Genomic DNA, 19,336 nt, shown 5'->3' with positions numbered 1-19,336 from the left:
TTAATTGTCAAGGTCTAATTTTTAGGTTCTAGTTTTCAGACTCTAATCTTCAGCTTCCTCAGATGGTTTTTCTCCTAAGCGAACTGATATGGAATTTTTTTTATCCCCACGAGTTACGGTAAGGGGTAAAGATTCACCAACATTGCTACTGTTAACAATTTCAATCACTTCTTTGGCGTCAGTAGTTGGTTTCCCAGAAACTTCTGTAATTATGTCCCCCCGACGTAAACCTGCAGTTTCTGCTGGTGAATTAGGAAAAACTTTGACGATAAGTATTCCTTTTGTTTCAGGTACCTTCAAGTTAGTACTTGGGTCATTATTAAATTCCTGAGCAATTTCGGGAGTTAAAATAATCATCTGGATCCCCACATAAGCACCTTTATTTGATTGAGATGCTTCTGGATCTTTAATTTCGTCGCTAGTTGGAGAAGTTGTTTTTTCTGTTTCTACTTGAGGAGAGGTTGTTTGTTCGGGTTTTACCGGAGTTTCAATTTCATCGCTGGTTGGAAAATCTTCTTGTTTTGGTTGTACGGGTGTTACTGTTCGATCAGAAGTTGAAGAATCTTCTTGCTTCGATTCTGTTGGAGTTTGAGTTTCATCAGGGGTTGGAGAAGTCTGCTGTGGGGTATTTGGGATCTGAGCAAACGTTACAGACAAGAAACTTCCTAATAAGGTTGCGAATAAGATGGTTGCGGGGAAAATAAGTAGACGTTTCATGAAATCTATGACTCTCACAAACTACCGTTCAATAGTGTTTACTAATTTAAAATAGACAAATAAGAAAAAATAGAGTCCAATAATTTTGGGACAGTTGAATTTAAAATCATATACGTAAATCTGTTAAAGAGCTCCCACCCCAATATCTCCAGACATTCCTATAAGTAAATGTCAATAATTTTCATCCCTCTTCAGGTACAATACTGAAAAATTATTTTTATAGAACTTGTCGAAGTTCAAAACTCCCAGCCTTTAGGCGGGAGATGTAGAACGAGTTAGCACGTTTACGTGCAGTCAATCTTAGGTTACGTCATGATGCCGCTGTTCCTCAATATATCTTCTAATAGTTTCATTGCTGACGCTACCAGCGGTTGAAACAAAATACGAGTGGGTCCATAAGCTAGGTAGTTTTAATAGATGTGGAAATTCTTTTCTTAAGTACCTAGAACTTCTACCTTTGATTTGTGCTGCAACCTGACGAGCTGCGATATCAGGTAAAACATTAACGAATAAATGAACGTGATCTGGCATGATTTCCAATGCGATAATCTTCCAGTCTTTTTCTTTGCAGGTATCCCAAATAATTTCTCTCAATCTTTTTTCTACATCCCCTATCAATACTCGTTTTCTCCGTTTTGGTATCCATACAAGATGAAAATTAATCATTGAAACAGTATGATTTTTTCTTCTGTATTGCTGCATTTTTACGGATTTGTACGCTATAGTTATGTAGATATAAGTAGCACATCTACAATAAACGTTGCAATAAATGCTTTTAGGATATCAAAACAAGTTAAAACCAAATAAGAAGCAGACCTTAAAGGTTCTTAGTTGGATTGATATGCTAAGAGCTAATTACAATTACAATCTTGCTGACAGGGAGGTGACTTATCAAGAGAGATTCGTACAAGGGGAGTATTGTAATTTAAGGAATAAAGGTACTGCTTGTCCTTTAACCTGTTCAGTATCATCTAATTCAGCTACTTCTGATACTGGAGATATTTATAAGGTTAAGAAGAAAACTAGGGAGATTAAGTTAAAAACTGCTGAAGAGATACAAATAACGAACCTTCCGATTTTAAAGAAAACACGCCCGTGGTACAAGGAAATAGACTCAACTGTATTGCAACAAAACGTTAAAAGGTTACAAGTTGCGTACAATAATTTCTTTGCTGGACGTAGTAAGTATCCAAAGTTTAAAAATAAAAGCAATTTTAAATCGTTTACTTTTACTTCTGGAATTAAAGTAGCTGACAAAGCAATTTATCTCCCTAAATTAGGTTGGGTAAAATATTTCAATTCTCGCCCTATTCCTGAAGGTTTTAAGGTTAAATCAGCGACCGTGAGACTAAAGGCTGACGGTTTATATGTGACTTTAAAAATAGAAAACAAGGCTGTACCTCCATTCCCTACAATCGCGGTTGAAGATGCAAAAACTGTCGTCGGCTTAGATATGGGGATAACTAAGTTGGTGCATTGCTCGGATGGCTCCCAATACGATAATCCCAGACATTCGACCAATAAGCGTACTCGTAAGCTCTTAAAAGTAAGACAACGCCGACTAGCTCGTAAAAAGAAAGGTTCTAAAAACCGTAAAAAAGCTGGTAAATTAATCGGTCGGTTGCACCAAAAAATCACCAATAAACGCGAAGCTTTCCAATGGCAGTTAGCAAACAAGCTAACCAGAAAAGCAGATGCGGTTGTTGTGGAAGATTTGAACATCTCAGGGATGAAAAAACGATGCAAGCCCAAAGAAGATGTATCAAATAAAGGAAGATTTCTAACCAACGGTCAGTCAAGAAAACGCGGTTTAAATCGTAGTATCAGCGATGCTAGCTGGTACAGTCTGACTCAAAAAATCGAATACCTAGCTGCAAAGCAGGGAAAGGTTTTTAGGCGAGTGAATCCACGTCATACAAGTCAAAAGTGTCCAGAATGTGGACACGTTGATAAAGCTAATCGCAATAAGGAAAAGTTTCTTTGTGGTAATTGTGGATATTTGGCTCATGCCGACTTGAATGCAGCCAGGAACATCAAGCAACGAGGGATTGACGAGTATTCTTTCCCCGTTGCTTGCAAAGTAAAAATACGAATGGTACCGGAGGACTTTCGGGAACCAGAACAGCTTTGTCTGTTCAAAATGCCCATCTCTGAAACAACAGAGGTTAGGAGACGCGCCGCCCGCAAGGGCAGACGGCGGGTGCCTGGGAACCCGGCTAAACAGCTTAGTCTGTTTGAGGATATTTCGGATATTTAGCCTACTCCGAAAGAATCCCCCTACTTCTAGTGGGGGGAGTGTCAAAAACTTTAATTAAAAGCTTGACTGTCCAGTCAAACTTTATTTATGTGGAAGAGTAGAAGAGAATTTCTTATAAACAAAAGTAATTGACATGATTCACCAAGAGCAAATCGCAGTTGCAACTAAAGGTCATGGTGATATGCACGATCTAACCGATCAAGTAAATCAGATCGTGAGAAATTCCGGAATTAAAGTCGGCATGGTAAATATATTTAACGTCGGCAGTACCGGGGTAATTGGCGCTATAGAATTTGAACCGGGATTAACAAACGATTTACCGCAAATTCTTAACAAACTTATTCCTCCGAGTCGCGATTATGGACACGAAAGAACTTGGCATGATGGTAATGGACATTCCCACCTTCAAGCAACTTGGCTGGGTCCAGAAATAACAGTTCCACTGCAAAATGGTAATTTGGTTCTGGGTACTTGGCAGCAAATTTTTCATCTGGAGTGCGACATTAAACCCCGACAACGTAAGGTGATGATAACAATTTATGGTGAGTGAGATTATAAATCTTGAGGTGTGAATTTTGAATCTTGAATCGCTGCTAAAACTTAATCGCACAATCCGAGCGATCGGTTTTGATGATGCACCTTTTGTTCGTGGTAGTGGAAAAAATGTTAATTTGGCAGGAATCGTTTGTGCTGGAACTCGTTTTGAAGGGATGGTGTGGGGAGAACTAGAACAAGATGGTTGGAATGCAACAGAAACTATTTGTAAATTATTAATTGGTAGCAAGTTTTTACCACAATTACATATTGTTTTAATTGATGGTATTGGGTTTGGGGGCTTTAATTTGGTGAATTTACCGGAATTAAACGCACAACTAAAACTTCCTTGCGTTGCTGTGATGCGTCGTCAACCCAATTTAGATGCTGTTAAAGATGCTATGAGTCGCTTACCAAATCTTGAAAAACGACTCGAACTGTTAAAGCTTGCAGGTGAGATTTATAGTTCTCCACCTTTTGTATTTCAAGTTTGCGGTGAAAACCCACAGATAGTTGCAGAAGTATTGCAAAGATTAACTGACTGTGGAAAAGTTCCAGAAGCTTTACGTTTAGCACATTTGATTTCTGCTGCTTTTATAAAAGGGGAAAGTAGTAGTTCAGCATAATACGCCAAATAATGTCAAAGCATTAATTCGGCGCATCATTTGTACGTTTTTCGGTTTTATTGATTATTGAAGTGATGAAAAAACCAAGTTAATCCTCATCTTCTTGTTTATCATCATCTTCTTGTTTATCATCATCTTCTTGTTTATCGTCATCTCCTTGCTTCTCATCATCTTCTTTTTTATCGTCATCTCCTTGCTTCTCATCATCTTCTTTTTTATCGTCATCTCCTTGTTTCTCATCACCTTCTTTTTTATCGTCATCTCCTTGTTTCTCATCATCTTCTGGTTTTTCGTCTTCTGTTTCTTTTTTGGGTTGGGTTGGATTTGGTTCCGGAGTTGGTGTTGGGTCTGGAGTTGGTGTCGGGTCTGGAGTTGGAGAAGAAGGTGTGTCAGTATCAGCAAAAATTGTTTGAACTCCCTCGCTAGAGTTGAACATTTCGGTACTGCTGTGTCCAACTCCAGGTACAGTTACCTTTGAATGGTTTTCTGTAATACCCGCGCCGTAGAAATATTGAAGGTAATTATAGTAGGTAGTTCCTCGCTCGAAACGATGTTTTCCCTGGAGCATTGCAGGACATTTTTTGTCGAGTGATGAACTATTTGGATTGTTATCCTCTTCACCAAGCAAGTAAACTACTTCTCTTTGAGCATATTGCTTCTTGGCTTTATCTTCGCCAACTGCTTCTAAATAGCTGTTTATGTCTTCAAAACCATATTTGTACTCGTTATAATCCCGACAATTAGATATTTCTCGATCGCTTGGAATCTGGAACTGGTCTAGGCTACCTTTTACTCGACGCTTTTTATCAAGGTAGAGATAGGAAGAAGGATTTGCAACAATGTAACGAGTTGGAATACCTGTTTCTTTGCTACCAAAAGCAACACGATGAACATATTGTCCACCTGCAGAATGTCCAGCTAGCGTAATGCTTTTCAGGTTGGGATAAACATTTTTATCTGCTAACCGCGACATAATATAATTGGCTACTACGAAAGAACTAGTTCTTTCATTTGAACTCCGCGATTTATCACCACGCTTCCAGCCTCCGTTTGTCCAATGTAAAAAATCTTCCCCAAAATTAAATTCATCTTTATCTTCCTGAAGAAGAAATTGTGGAGAAATGATAATAGTTTCCTCTAATTTCCCAGCTTTGATTGCAGCATTACGCATCCGGTCGAAATAGTCATCAGCATTTCTGTTAGTACCGTGAACTACAATGACCGCACGCTTAACCATTGCATCTGTCTCACCTAAACGCTTGTTTGCGCAATAGGGTACTTTTAGATTGCTGGAATTATTAACATTTAATCTATTTTTGCAAACTGTATCTACTGGGTCCCTCGCCAAAACAGGAGAAATATCTATATCGAGGGTAAATAAACTTGTTCCTAACAAACTTAAAGTTGTCAATGCTAACTTTTTTAGCCCAGTTGTCTTCTTTATTCTAAACATCTTCTTTTTCTCCTCATCATCCAGATTTAACAAAGAAGCTAGTCAGGGTATATTTTTCCCCTTTACAAAAAGCGAGGTATATTTATTTTTTGCTTTGAGATATAAAAGCTCAACTTTTTACGTTTATCTTGGAATTTTTTGTAGGCTCACAATATCAAGCGCATTAAAATTTAATCAGCAAAAAGTAACAAGTTGATGACAAAATTGTGTAAATAATAGGATCTGAATAATAGAATTGATAAAATATCCCATGATTCAGAAGGGAGGAGTAGAATAGCTTTTGAATATGAATTTTAGAATATAAATTTTAGCCTTTTGCCCAAACTCGCAAACTGTGTCTGACAAGGAACATCCAGTTCATTTACATCTTCTGGAAAGCTTTAATGCTGGATGGAGTGGCTTACAGCTCATTCATGAAATAGAACCTGCTGATGAAATTCCCCAAACTTATTTAGGTCAGCATTTTATTGCGATCGCATTGGGTGATTTTCGTGCTAGTTATATGCTCGGGGGAACTTGGCATCACGTGGATTACACTAAAGGTGATATTGCCATTATTCCAGCGAATCAACCTTTCCCTAGAACACAAGTAGATCGAAAAGTAGAGTTATTAGAATTATTTCTTAGTCCCATAGCTTTTGAGCGTATTAACTGCGAGTTACTGGATATAGATCGCATTGAATTAGTACCGCAGTGGTATTTACGCGATCCACTAATTGAGCATATGGGTTTGGCGCTCAAAACAGAACTGGAATTGGGAGGTGCAGATAGTCGATTTTACGCTGATTCTATGACTAATGCGCTCTCAGTACATTTGCTATCACGATATTCAACGCGAACACAAGAAATAAAAAGCTACACAGGTGGTTTACCCAAAGCTCAATTACGGAAAATAATTGATTATATAGAAGAGAATTTAGACCAAAATTTGACGTTGACTAGTTTGAGTAAACTCATTCATATAACTCCAAACTATTTTGCCAGCTTATTTAAAGAATCAACGGGAATTACTGTTCATCAATACGTGATGGGATGTCGGATTGAAAAAGCAAAAAAACTATTGCGAAGACGGGATTTGAATTTAAAAATAATTGAAATTTGTCAGCAAGTTGGATTCCAAAACCAGAGTCACTTTACCAGAGTATTTCGTCAATATACGGCAACAACACCAAAAGTATATAGAAACAATTTTCATTAAATTACATTTATATTTTAGATTTTATATTTTAGATTCAAAGCTTGGAATTCGGAATATTAGAACATTATTTGGAGTAATAGATAAGACATAGAGCAAAAATTTTTTATAAGCTTTTAGCAATCAGGTATTTCTCTTGATTGCCAGCATCTTATCATCATGTTTTTTATTCTTAAAATTAACGAAAATATTATTCCCATCTCAACTTTGTTTATTGGAATCAATGGTTTTATTGCTTTCGCACTTTCTTATATTGTGGCGTTAGAACGAACAAAAATAAGAGTTTGGCATGGAGAATCAAAAAAAGACGTAAATTTGCAAGTAGATTATTTAGAACAACCTAATGCTTGGGCAGCTTTTTTCGAGAAAATAACCCAAAAGCTAGTAGTCACAAAAACCGAAGATGATGGAGTTTTACAACGTAAAGTTCGCGCTTACGGTAATTTTAGTGAGTATGTACCACTGGGGTTACTTTTTATTCTCGCTTTAGAGTTGATGAATTCACCAACTTGGTTAGTGTGGTTCCTCGGAACTGCTTTGACCTTGGCCAGAATTAGTCATGCATGGGGTTTAATTACTACATATGGTCCCTCCCTTGCACGAGCATTTGGTTTCTTTATTACCTGGCTTGTATATTTGATTGGTGCAAGTGCCTGTGTATATTACGGAGTAGTTTTTATGCTTTAACCGCTACTCTTTACACTTGGGGTATATTTTTGTTTGATTCTATTGCAATCTAAGCTGCTTTTCTACACACAATATAGTACGTGAGTAAAATCATCGTTTTTCACTTAAGTGTCAAATAAAAGTATCAGTTCACATTTTATATATGTGAGTATTTCTCGTAAATACTCTTATATATAAAATTATTTTCTGAAAAATTAATGGTTATGAATATTTACTGATACCGATATAAATACTATTATTAGCGATACAGAGTGAATAAGTTGATATTATGAAAGATGATAAATTTAACAGCGAATGGAGAGAACAGTTAATTTAAAATAACAATTATTTAAGGAAATCTTTGAAAAATCGTTTGAAAGATAAAAAAAAATCATCGGAAATTTCACGAAACAGTAAACGTTATTACTATATTCGTCAACGACCCCCGACTAAAGTCGGAGGCTTCCAGCCTTGAGTTGACCAGACTCAGTGAAACTTCAACCTAGATACCTCATCAGGCAATACGTTTAAATAACTAAAGTCAGTGCCTGTACCTATATAGATATGAATAAAGTCAATCAAAGGCCAAAAATAAATGTGATTTCTATGAACCTTGATTGTCTACTTGAAATTGTTGACAGCAAACTAATTGAAAACCAAGACCGTCCCCTTAACCCCACAGAAATTCTTATCATGCGGGGTATTTGGAAATATTGGACTTACAGTCAAATGGCTGTAGAAGCAGGTTATAGCACCGGCTATTTTACTAATGTAGCCGCACCTGAGTTATTTGGGCGACTATCTAAAGTCATAGGTCAGCGTGTGACAAAGAAAAACTGTCGAATGTTGTTGGAATCTTATGTTATCGCTCAAGATGCTTTGGAAACAACACCTTTGGGGACAAATTTGCCAGAGTCAACATCTGAAGTCAACCAATCTGAAGTTAAGCAAAAGGATAACTCCCCTCGCTATCCTAGTGGTTCAGTGCCCCTTGACTCAAAATTTTATATTGAACGCTCACCTTTGGAAGAGCAAGTTTATCAAGAAATTAGCAAGCCAGGAGCTTTAATTAGAGTTAAAGCTCCTCGGGAAATGGGTAAAACTTCCCTGCTCTTGAGAATTATCGATCACGCAAATCTCCTAGGTTATCGTACTATTAGCTTGAATCTAGAGCAGGTAGAATGGGGAATTTTAAATAATTTGAATCAATTTTTGCGTTGGTTATGTGCTAACAGCGCTCGTTTGCTTCAGCTTCAACCCAACTTAGATGATTATTGGGATGAAGATTTAGGAAGTAAAATAAGTTCTACTCTATATTTCCAAGACTATTTACTAGAGTCTACTGATACTCCTTTAGTATTAGCACTGGATGAAGTTAATCAAATTTTTGAGCATCCCCAAGTAGCTAAAGATTTTTTACCTTTATTACGTTCTTGGTACGAGGAAGCAAAAAGGTTACCGATTTGGCAAAAACTGCGATTGCTTGTGGTTCACTCAACAGAAATTTACGTTCCTCTCGATCTCAATCAATCTCCTTTCAATGTGGGTCTTCCAATTCAGTTAGATAGTTTCAGTGAAGAGAAAGTGCAACAGTTAGCCCAACGCTATGGACTTAAATGGGAGGATGGCGAAGAAATCAGACAACTGATGGCAATGATTGGAGGTCATCCGGCGTTGGTACATCTAGCACTTTATCACCTAAGTTTAGGTAGTATTAGTTTATCGGAATTATTAGAAAATATTCCTAATAGTAGTGGAATTTATCATAATCATTTACAGCGTCATTGGGCTGCATTGAAAAAACAGCCTGAATTAGCACAAGCTCTGGATATAATTCTAAATACTAATGAACCTGTTCCCTTAGATCCTATACTTAGTCATAAATTAAGTAGTATGGGTCTAATTAAAAAATCAGGAAGTAAGGTAGTGGCTGGATGTGAATTGTATCGGCAGTATTTTTTGTCAGTTTTCAATAATAAAGGAGTCAAATAGTAAGATTAACTCACAAATAAATAATCAAAAAATATTGCTGACGAACAGGTACTTTTCTGAAAAAAAATTATAATTTCTATTATAATAGTTAGCATATTATGGATATCACTAACATTTTATTCTAAATTTTGATCTGAAATCTTTTTAATTTATTAAGTAAAATCATAATTAGACAGGATTATAGTTAGATCAGTTGATTGTCATTATACTGCGATGAGTTAGTGTAATAAGTTATTTTCATAGTATTATTTCAATAAAATTGATACCAATAAATTCATCGCATCATAACTTCTTATCTAGAATTTTTATCATCTTTTCCAGTGTGTTTCACTAAAGTATAAATTTTTTTATCGCTGCTAGTTTTTCATCACTACTAGTTTTTCATCACTGCTAATTTCTCATAACCACTAAAATTTTGTCACTACTAAAAAAATAGAGCTATAACTGCATAAGTTCATTTTACGTATACCTATTGATTAAAAAAAGTAAGCCTAGGAAAACTTAGCAAGTAGAATCAAATTTTTACCACTACCTAAGTTCTATAAATTTTAGGAGTAATTTTTATGTCACTTGATGTCAATAAGTTACGAGGTTCTAGCAAATTAGCTAATTTATCTGAATATGTAGAAATTTCAGAAGGGACATGGCCAGAAAATTTATCTGGTCATGTCTTTATTGTTGCTCCTTTTAATCGTGAAAGCGATACACACTTATTTACTGGTGAAGGTGTAATTGTTAGGTGGGACCTTAAATCTGAAAATGGAAAAGTCAAGGTTAACAGCAAAAAATTAAAAACTTGGGACAGTTTATGGTATTCATCACTGTTACCAATTATCAAACTTTTCCCGAAGAAATTCTTCCCCGCGCGAACCGGTTTTTGGGGAATTTCAGAAATAGCTAACACAGCTATTGTCAATATGGGTGGAAGGCTAATCCTCACAGCAGATGCGGGACGTTACTGGGAAGCAGATCCAAACACCCTGGAGACTCTTACGCCAATTGGACGATTCGACGAACATATAGTTTCTGTTCCCTTATCATTTTTCCCGATGGTGGCTAATACTGCTCACCCTTTTTATGACGAGGAAGTTGAAGAACTTATCACCTGCGAACTAAAAACTACACCCCGTAAGGAAAACTTCGTTGTTGATATGACTAGCGCTCCCTACATTACTCGTTGGGATGGTGAAGGGACCCTAAAACACTGGGAACTAGCTGGAACAGTTCTTGATGGAACTCCCCACACAGCCATTGTGACAGAGAAATTAATTATGATTCCGGATATGCCCTTCCAAACTGGGATTGCGATGTTATTAGGGCTAAAAATTCCACCTCGCAAAGCTTATCCGAAAACACAAATGTACATAGTCAAGCGCGAGGACTTGAAAACAAATAAGGAAACTGTTCCATCCCGCTTAGTAACTTTTGGGGGTGATAGTTACCACTTTGTATGTAACTACCGTCATATTGATAACGAAATTCGTTTTGTTACAGTGCAGCAAGGAACGATTAGCTTAACCGAAGCAATAGAACCGGGTGATGTTAAACACTTTAGCGGCGAGAGCTACCCTAAAGAATGCTACGGCTTACCTTGGATGTTTGCTTTCGACCCTGGGGTTCTACGTAAAGTAGTCATCAACGAAGATGCTCAGTTGATTAGCGAAGAAGTATTCATACATCCAGGTTGGTATACAACTGTTCTCTACACAGCAGACCCGCGAGAACTTAAGGAAAAAACTGGTTATTCTGCAATTTACCAAGTTTATGGAGGATTCCATCAAGATTTGGTTTGTCGCCGCCAATATATGAGTTTCCGCGACCACGGAACTAGATTTTTTACAGACGAGCAGCTTCCCGAAGAAGATCTTCCTTGTGTTTTAGCCAAATTACCTACAGATCTAAATTGGGAAGAACTTACCGAGAAACTCAAGATAGAACAACAAGCAAATCCTGATACCCATTTATCTGAATTGGGTAGAGAATTGCTTGATTTTTACGTTTGTCCTAAAGGACATCTTTTAGACAGTATTCAATTCATTCCCCAAGAAAAAGGATACATTTTTATCAGTGTTGTAACTCCAACAGGTTCGGAAATTTGGCTGTTTGCTGCCGATTGTCTAAAGCAAGGACCAATCGCTAAAATCAATTTATCCAAAAAAATTGACTTTGGTTTTACCTTGCATTCAGAATATTTCGAGCGCCTTTCTGAGCGGAAATCAACCTATAAAGTTAATAGATTAGCTTCTGCTTTGGGTAGTTTAACCAAGGTTCCTTATGAATTTTTCCTCAATCCACGTAGTGATATCGTTAATAGAAAGGTAAGGTAGGGAATTTTCAGCTAAAGATTTCCAACTAAAAAATATACCGTTTGTCAGGGTGCACGTCGGTGCGCCCTTATAACCAACAAATATCAAATTAGAGGCTTTCTCTTGACTTAGCCTCTGCTGTGGAGAGTTTCCACCATTTTACAGTGCCACGCGCGGGTCAAAAGTTTACTAATTATAGGTTCCAGAATATTCTAGATATAGACGCAGTCTATTTTGATTTGCGTGCAGCAGTATATTTACATTTTTTGAAAAAAGCTATTTTATTTTTGCATATCTTATTAATATGAAACTTATTATTACAACTTCTATTGTCTGAATTTAAACTGCTCGGTCTGAGCAGTATTATTTTTGTGAAATATTTCAAATAAATATTTATCTGAAATAAACTTTCATCAGCTTAAAATTTCAACAGGCTTATCATGGTGACTCTGGCTGGCTACCAAATTCTGACCCAAATCTACGAAAGTTTTAACTCAGAAGTATATCAAGCGATTCGCTCTTCAGATAATCGTTCTGTAATCCTTAAGGTACTCAAGCAGGAATATCCCACTGCGCAAGAACTCACCCGCTACAAACAAGAATATAAAACTATCCGTAGCCTTAACTTTGATGGAGCGATAGAAGCCTACGGTTTAGAACCTTATCAAAGAACATTAATCCTTATTTTAGAAGATTTTGGAGCTATATCTCTGAGAAAATGGATTGAGGAAAAACCTTTATCGTTAGAAGATTTTTTCTCCCTTGCTATTCAGATAGTTGAAAATTTAGGTAAAATTCATGCAGCGAACATTATTCACAAAGATATCAATCCTGCCAATATTGTCCTAAACACCACAACCAGGCAAATCAAAATTATTGATTTTGGTATCGCTACTATCCTTAGAAGGGAAAATCCTAGCCTGAAAAGTCCCAACGTTCTTGAAGGAACTTTGGCTTATATCTCCCCAGAACAAACAGGACGGATGAATCGCAGTTTAGATTATCGTACTGATTTCTATTCCCTTGGAGTTACATTTTACGAACTACTTACCGGATTATTGCCTTTTGATGTTAGTGATCCCTTGGAATTAGTTCACTGTCATCTCGCAAAACAACCTTTACCACCTCATCAAGTTAATCCCGATATTCCTCTGGTTTTATCTCGGATGGTAATGAAATTAATGTCAAAAATAGCCGAGGAACGATATCGCAGCACCTATGGGATTAAAGCTGATTTAGAAGAGTGTTTGAGACAGCTAGAAACCACGGGACAGATAGAAGATTTTGCGATCGCAACTCAAGATCTGGCAGATAAATTCCAAATTCCTCAAAAACTATACGGTAGAGAAGAAGAAGTTTCCACATTGCTTGAAGCCTTTGAAAGAGTTTCAGGAGCGCGATCAAATTCATCCCAAACGGAAATCATGTTAGTGAGTGGGTATTCTGGTACGGGTAAGACAACGCTCGTTCAGGAAATCCATAAATCCATTACCGAAAAACGAGGATATTTTATATCTGGAAAGTTCGACCAGTTTCAGCGTAATACACCTTACTCTGCAATTGTTAATGCTTTTACTAGTTTAGTAAAGCAATTATTGGGTGAAAGTAAATTAAGGCTGAATCGATGGCGTAAAAAGCTTTTAACTACATTGGGAGTAAATGGTCAGGTAATTATTGATGTTATTCCTGAAGTCGAGTTAATTATTGGTAAGCAAGCAAAATTACCAGAATTAGGAGCAACAGAAAAGCAAAACCGCTTCAATTTAGCATTCAAAAATTTTATTCGCGTTTTTTGTTCTTCCGAACATCCTTTAGTTCTATTTCTTGATGATTTGCAGTGGGCTGATTCTGCAAGTATGAAGTTAATAGAATCAATTATGTTGGATGTAGATATTAAATATTTATTCTCGATTTGGTCTTATCGAGATAATGAGATTAGCCCGACTCATTTGTTAAGTATTACTCTGGAAAATTTACTTCGAGAAGGAGCAATAGTTAATCAAATATTTTTAAAGTCTTTAGCACTCAATCATGTTAATCAGTTAATTGCAGATACACTCAACAGTACAGAAAAAGATGTATATCCACTCGCCGAATTAGTTTGGCAAAAAACCTATGGAAATCCTTTCTTTGTGAGTGAATTTCTTAAAACTATATATTCTGATAATTTATTAGTATTTAAGCATTTCCATAACAATAGAACTCAGGTCAAAAAATCCCAAGGATATTGGCAATGGAATTTAACAAAGATTAAAAGGATTGCAAGCACAGATAATCTCCTGCAGTTTACGATCGGCAAAATGCAGAAATTGCCTATATCGACTCAGGATATTTTAAGTTTGGCTGCATGTATTGGTGCAGAATTTGATTTAAATATGATTTCAATTATCTGTGAAAAAACAACTGCCGAACTTTTTCAAGATTTAACTCCAGCAATTAATACGGGTCTAATTATTACTTTATCGGAATTAGATGAAGAGCTATTAATCCAAGATTATAAATTTGGGCACGATCGCATCCAACAAGCTGCTTATACTCTAATCAAAGAAACAGAAAAACCGCTGACTCATTTAAAAATTGGTCGTTTACTTTGGGAAAATACTCAACCAGATGATTTATCAGACAAAATATTTAAAATAGTTGATCATCTAAATTTGGGTTACGAATTAATTATCGATAGATCGGAAAAAGATGAAATTGCTAAATTAAATTTGTTGGCTGGAGAAAAAGCAAAATTTGCTAACGCTTATGAAGCAGCGTTAAAATATTTGAAAATAGGTCAAAATTTATTAGCAGAAAATAGCTGGAAAACGAACTATAAATTCACGTTAAATCTTTACTCAGAGATAGTAGAAGTTGCTTATTTAAGTGGCAATTTTGAAGAAATGGAAAGTTTTTCTTCACTGGTACTGCAAAAATCTCAAACCTTGTTGGATAAAGTCAAAGTTTATGAAGTTAAAATAGATGCTTATCATTCGCAAAATAAAGAATTAGAATCGATTCAAATTGCCCTTCCCATCTTACAAAAATTAGATTGTATTTTTCCTGAATCACCTCAATTACTAGATATTAAACAGGAACTAAGAAAACCTCAAATAAGCTTAGCGGGTAAGCAAATAGAGGATTTAATTAATTTACCTCCAATGACTGACCCAGAAAAATTAGCGGCGATGAAGATAACAAGTTCTATATTTTCTTCTGTTTTTATTGCTGCTCCTGAAATGTTACCGCTATTGGTATATAAACAGGTTAATTTATCTGTCGAATATGGGAATACTTCTCTATCTGCTTTTGCTTATGTTAATTATGGACTAATTCTATGTGGTTTGTTAGAGGAATTTGAGCAAGGCTATCAATTTGGATGTCTGGCTGTAAATCTCGCTGATAAATTTCACGCCAAAGAACTTATTCCTAGAATAACTGCAGTATTTATAACATCAATCAGTATCTGGAAAAAACCTCTCAAAAACTCGTTAGCATCGCTTCAATCTGCTTATCATGTTGGTTTGGAGGTAGGAGATTTATATTATGGAACTACCTGTGCTTATCTTTATTTGTTTCATTCAGCTTTTGTTGGCAAAGACCTTGCTGAATTATCATCAGAAGTCGGAGCATACGAATTAGCTTTTAGTAAACTTAAACAAAAAAATACCCTCAACTATCTGAAAATATACGGTCAGGGTGTCTTAAATTTAATGGGTCGCTCGGACAATCCGTGCGATTTGATTGGGGAAATTTACCACGAACAAATGATGATTCCCCTCCATCTAAGAGCAAACGATCGCTATGCACTTGCTGCTTTATACGTGAATAAATTACACCTTTGCTACCTGTTTGGGGAGTATCAGCAAGCTGTTGAAAATGCTATAAATGCTCAACAATATTTAGATGGAGCAACTTCAACTTTATTAATTCCCCTATTCCGTTTTTATGATTCTCTAGCTCAACTTGCTATTTATAGTTTTGTTTTTGGTTCTCAAGATTCTAATTCTCAAGATTCTAATTCTCAAGATTCTAGCTCCCAACAACAGCAAATTTTAGCAAGAGTTGCAGTAAATCAAGAAAAAATGCAGAAATGGGCGGATAGCGCACCGACTAATTATCTGCACAAATTTTACTTAGTAGAAGCAGAAAAACATCGAGTTCAAAACTCCTATGTTAATGCAATGGATTTCTATGATCGCGCGATCGCCGCAGCAGAAAAAAATGAATACATAAATGAAGAAGCCTTAGCTAACGAACTAGCAGCAAAATTCTATCTGGATTGGGGCAAAGAAAAAATTGCTAAAACCTATATCAATGAAGCATATTACCTTTATTCTTTATGGGGAGCCACAGCAAAAGTTAAGGATTTAGAGGCTAAATATCCGCACTTGTTAGCAAAATCCTCGGTTTCTACTTCCATAGCAGATATGCTGACAACGATGACCAAAACCACCAGTGGAACCCGTTCGGGAGAAATCTTAGATTTTGCTACGATCATGAAAGCATCCCAAGCGATTTCCAGCGAAATAGTTTTAGATAAGCTATTGGCGACCCTGATGAAAATTCTGATCGAAAATGCTGGGGCGCAGTTTGGTTACCTAATACTAGAAACAGAAGGAAAACTCTTCATTGAAGCCTCTGGTTCTATTGATGAAGATGATGTTACTGTTTTAAAGTCAATTTCAATTGATAATTATTTACCTACATCAATTATTAATTATGTTGCTCGTACGCGAGAAACAGTTCTCAAAAATGATGCAGTTAATCAGGGCAATTTTACTAACGACCCTTATATTAAATCTCACCAAACCAAATCTCTCTTATGTACTCCACTACTCGACCAAGGAAACCTGAGGGGAATTGTCTATTTAGAAAATAATTTGACCGTGGGAGCTTTTACCCAGGATCGGTTGAAAATTCTCCAGCTTTTATCTAGTCAAGCAGCGATCGCTATCACTAATGCTAAACTCTATACAGAGTTGCAGGAAAATCAAAATAGACTTCATCAGTTTTTGGAAGCTATGCCAGTGGGCGTATCTGTTTGTGATTCCACAGGTGAGATTTACTACTCCAATCAGATATCCGACAAGTTAGCACAGCAAAGTAATACTTCTTCAAAAATCAATATTGAGGAATTACCCGAAGCCTACCAAGTATATAAATCGGGAACAAAAGAATTATACCCCGCACAGCAATTGCCAATTGCACGAGCACTTTCTGGGGAGACTGTTAAGAAAGAAGATTTAGAACTTCATTTACCACATAAAGTTATCCCTCTGGAAGTTTCCGCAAAACCAGTTTTTGATGAAAAGGGGAACATTGTTTATGCGATCGCTGCTTTCACTGACATCACAGAACGAAAACAAGCAGAAGCTGAGCGAATCCAGTTTACTCGCGAACTGGAATTCAAGAATGCTGCTATGCAGCAAGCAAAAGATGAATTAGCTGAGTCCAACCGGACTTTGGAACAAAAAGTCTCAGAACGCACCCAAGAATTATCACAAATTCTCGAAGTTCTCAAAGCAACCCAAGCAGAACTACTGTTTGAAAATGAGTTACTCAGAAACGCTGAACAACCCTCAAACTTTGATTATCAGGTCGGGGGAAGTTTACCTATGGATGCTCCAACTTACGTAGTACGTGCTGCAGATCGTTATTTATATAAAGCATTAAAGCGTGGGGACTTTTGTTATATTCTCAATCCCCGACAGATGGGTAAATCAAGCTTGATGGTGCGAATGATGCATCAACTCCAACAGGAGGGTTTTAAATGTGGGGCGATCGATTTAACTCGCATCGGTTGTGAAAATACTACGCCCGAACAATGGTACAAAGGATTCGCTGTAGAACTGTGGCGAAGTTTTGGTTTACTCAGGAAAGTGAAACTCAAAAACTGGTGGAACGAACGAAATGATGTTTCTCCGGTTCAGCGATTAGGTCAATTTATTGAAGAAGTATTACTAACCGAAGTCACTCAACGAGATGATGCTTCGCCAAAAAAACTAGTTATTCTTATTGATGAAATTGACTGTGTCTTAGGGCTGAATTTTCCTGTTAATGACTTTTTTGCTTTGATTAGATCCTGCTATAATCAGCGTAGTATAAATCAAGAATATAAATGCTTAACATTTGCTTTTTTTGGGGTTGCTACACCGAACGACTTAATGAGTGACATTCAAACCACCCCATTTAATATTGGTCAAGCAATTCAGTTAGAGGGATTTAAAGAACATGAAGCCCAGCCACTATTACAAGGCTTAGCGGAGAAAGTGAGCAATCCTCAAACAGTTCTCAAAGAGGTGTTGTCTTGGACAAACGGTCAACCTTTTTTAACCCAAAAAATCTGTAAACTCATCCGCAGTTCTTCATCATCTATTCCTACGAATCAAGAAGCAGAATGGATTGAAAATCTGGTACGGACAAATATTATCGAGAATTGGGAGTCACAGGATGAACCAGAACATTTGAGAACTATTCGCGACCGACTACTTAAAAGTGAACAATCGGCGCATTTACAAGAAATCTATCGACAAATTCTGGAAAAAGGAGAGATTGCTGCGGTTGATAGCTCAGAGGAAAGGGAATTGCTTTTGTCGGGTCTGGTTGTTAAGCAACAAGGAACTTTAAGAGTTCAAAATAAAATTTATAGATCGATTTTTGTTTAACCTTGTTTTTGCTTGATTGTGATAAGGTATTAAGGAGTTTAAGAATCTGTATTTTAAGAATTATGGATTGTAAAGAGCAGGAAATGAGAAATTACAGAAAAATATTCTAGTAATTATGGTGGTTCCTGGCTTTTATTGTTATATTTGTATAACTTAAATCATTTTTCGCTACAAAACTTCGAATCTAAAGTGATATTTCTGCATGCATGAAAGTAATCCTTGCAAATGCATAGAAGCAATAGTAGATAAGGTTTTGAAGGGATAATATATTTAGAATATGTTTGGGTATGGGTATGAAGGCCAAAAAAAACTCATACATACCTCATAATAAAACTCATATCTTCATAGCAAATATTTTATGAAATTTATATGAGTTTTATGAGTTCAAAATCTTGGAAGAATCAATTATTGTATTAAAAGAATTAAATTTAATTGCTAAAGATTGTCTACATAAAAGTTAAATTCTAATTAAAACTTGCAAATATTTGATTCAAATAAGCTTTATGTGAACAAGTCTGCCACATCACAGGTGACTGTGTTTATTCTTAAGTTACAGGATCAAACATAAAACCCACATCTTTATTAGAAAGGAGTGCAAAAGATTTTATGCAAAAGTATTAAAAGGAAAGTTTTAATTTAAGTTTGCAGTAAGTGCTAAAAACCCTGAGAAAAATGGGAACCGTCACTTATTACATACACAAAAATGTACTCGAAACACCATAAAATATAGTTGACTCCGTAAGGGTAAGCTTTTTATTGTATGAATTAAATTAGTGGAGAACTGAAAATATTTTACATTTGAATTTGTCTAGCATTTTAAGTGTTCTCCATGCTTATTACTGCCCTATATTATTTTATGCAATATATATATACGTGTATTTTTTGTAAGTGATTGAAGTACAGAATAGGGTAAAGATAACTGTGAAATTCTAAGTTTGTT

Annotated in this window: 11 protein-coding genes; 8 read left to right on the top strand and 3 right to left on the bottom strand. The window is 36.2% G+C overall.

The features are described 5' to 3' along the window. Positions 1-42: 42 nt before the first annotated feature. Together BC008_RS18485 and tnpA are read right to left on the bottom strand one after the other, a co-directional pair. The gene (locus tag BC008_RS18485) at positions 43-717 is read right to left on the bottom strand and encodes a PDZ domain-containing protein (protein ID WP_027846263.1); all 675 of its coding nucleotides are present in this window, start codon (positions 715-717) and stop codon (positions 43-45) included. A gap of 300 nt (positions 718-1,017) precedes the next feature. Then, positions 1,018-1,419: an IS200/IS605 family transposase gene (gene tnpA / locus BC008_RS18480; RefSeq protein WP_027846264.1), complete on the bottom strand. Its 402-nt coding sequence runs from the start codon at positions 1,417-1,419 to the stop codon at positions 1,018-1,020. Positions 1,420-1,486: 67 nt separating this feature from the next. On the opposite strand from tnpA, the gene BC008_RS18475 reads away from it, so the two are divergent. From BC008_RS18475 to BC008_RS18465, 3 genes are all read left to right on the top strand, one after another. Continuing rightward, positions 1,487-2,974, top strand: a complete 1,488-nt coding sequence (locus tag BC008_RS18475) for an RNA-guided endonuclease InsQ/TnpB family protein (RefSeq protein ID WP_027846265.1) — start codon at positions 1,487-1,489, stop codon at positions 2,972-2,974. A 133-nt stretch (positions 2,975-3,107) separates the two neighbouring features. Beyond that, positions 3,108-3,524, top strand: a complete 417-nt coding sequence (locus tag BC008_RS18470) for a secondary thiamine-phosphate synthase enzyme YjbQ (RefSeq protein ID WP_027846266.1) — start codon at positions 3,108-3,110, stop codon at positions 3,522-3,524. 25 nt (positions 3,525-3,549) lie between these two features. Beyond that, positions 3,550-4,134 (top strand): endonuclease dU, encoded by a 585-nt coding sequence (locus tag BC008_RS18465; protein ID WP_027846267.1) that lies wholly within the window; start codon positions 3,550-3,552, stop codon positions 4,132-4,134. A gap of 88 nt (positions 4,135-4,222) precedes the next feature. On the opposite strand, the gene BC008_RS18460 is transcribed toward BC008_RS18465, so the two are convergent. Then, positions 4,223-5,587, bottom strand: coding sequence for a hypothetical protein (locus BC008_RS18460; RefSeq protein WP_058183724.1), 1,365 nt, complete (start codon positions 5,585-5,587; stop codon positions 4,223-4,225). Between the two features lie 334 nt (positions 5,588-5,921). Between BC008_RS18460 and BC008_RS18455 the strand changes: the two genes are divergently transcribed. From BC008_RS18455 to BC008_RS18435, 5 genes are all read left to right on the top strand, one after another. Next, on the top strand, positions 5,922-6,785 hold the full coding sequence (locus BC008_RS18455; RefSeq protein ID WP_027842945.1) for a helix-turn-helix transcriptional regulator: 864 nt from the start codon (positions 5,922-5,924) through the stop codon (positions 6,783-6,785). A 156-nt stretch (positions 6,786-6,941) separates the two neighbouring features. Next, positions 6,942-7,469 (top strand): MAPEG family protein, encoded by a 528-nt coding sequence (locus BC008_RS18450; protein ID WP_036265245.1) that lies wholly within the window; start codon positions 6,942-6,944, stop codon positions 7,467-7,469. Positions 7,470-8,054: 585 nt separating this feature from the next. Next, on the top strand, positions 8,055-9,440 hold the full coding sequence (locus tag BC008_RS18445) for an AAA-like domain-containing protein (protein ID WP_027842943.1): 1,386 nt from the start codon (positions 8,055-8,057) through the stop codon (positions 9,438-9,440). A 563-nt stretch (positions 9,441-10,003) separates the two neighbouring features. Further along, on the top strand, positions 10,004-11,767 hold the full coding sequence (locus tag BC008_RS18440) for a carotenoid oxygenase family protein (RefSeq protein WP_036265243.1): 1,764 nt from the start codon (positions 10,004-10,006) through the stop codon (positions 11,765-11,767). A 419-nt stretch (positions 11,768-12,186) separates the two neighbouring features. Then, positions 12,187-18,396 carry an AAA family ATPase gene (locus BC008_RS18435; RefSeq protein WP_027842941.1) on the top strand — a complete coding sequence of 2,070 codons (6,210 nt, stop codon included), beginning with the start codon at positions 12,187-12,189 and terminating at the stop codon, positions 18,394-18,396. The last annotated feature ends 940 nt before the right edge of the window (positions 18,397-19,336 follow it).

This window comes from Mastigocoleus testarum BC008 (assembly GCF_001456025.1).
In the GTDB taxonomy this organism is placed as follows: domain Bacteria; phylum Cyanobacteriota; class Cyanobacteriia; order Cyanobacteriales; family Nostocaceae; genus Mastigocoleus; species Mastigocoleus testarum.
Note: the sequence above shows the minus strand (reverse complement) of the source record. Positions and strands in the feature narration are given on the sequence as shown.

Excerpts from the sequence above, each read along its gene's own strand:
- BC008_RS18485 (WP_027846263.1), bottom strand. The coding sequence starts at position 717 with ATGAAACGTCTACTTATTTTCCCCGCAACCATCTTATTCGCAACCTTA.
- tnpA (WP_027846264.1), bottom strand. The coding sequence starts at position 1,419 with ATGCAGCAATACAGAAGAAAAAATCATACTGTTTCAATGATTAATTTT.
- BC008_RS18475 (WP_027846265.1), top strand. The coding sequence starts at position 1,487 with ATGCTTTTAGGATATCAAAACAAGTTAAAACCAAATAAGAAGCAGACC.
- BC008_RS18470 (WP_027846266.1), top strand. The coding sequence starts at position 3,108 with ATGATTCACCAAGAGCAAATCGCAGTTGCAACTAAAGGTCATGGTGAT.
- BC008_RS18460 (WP_058183724.1), bottom strand. The coding sequence starts at position 5,587 with ATGTTTAGAATAAAGAAGACAACTGGGCTAAAAAAGTTAGCATTGACA.
- BC008_RS18450 (WP_036265245.1), top strand. The coding sequence starts at position 6,942 with ATGTTTTTTATTCTTAAAATTAACGAAAATATTATTCCCATCTCAACT.
- BC008_RS18445 (WP_027842943.1), top strand. The coding sequence starts at position 8,055 with ATGAACCTTGATTGTCTACTTGAAATTGTTGACAGCAAACTAATTGAA.
- BC008_RS18440 (WP_036265243.1), top strand. The coding sequence starts at position 10,004 with ATGTCACTTGATGTCAATAAGTTACGAGGTTCTAGCAAATTAGCTAAT.
- BC008_RS18435 (WP_027842941.1), top strand. The coding sequence starts at position 12,187 with ATGGTGACTCTGGCTGGCTACCAAATTCTGACCCAAATCTACGAAAGT.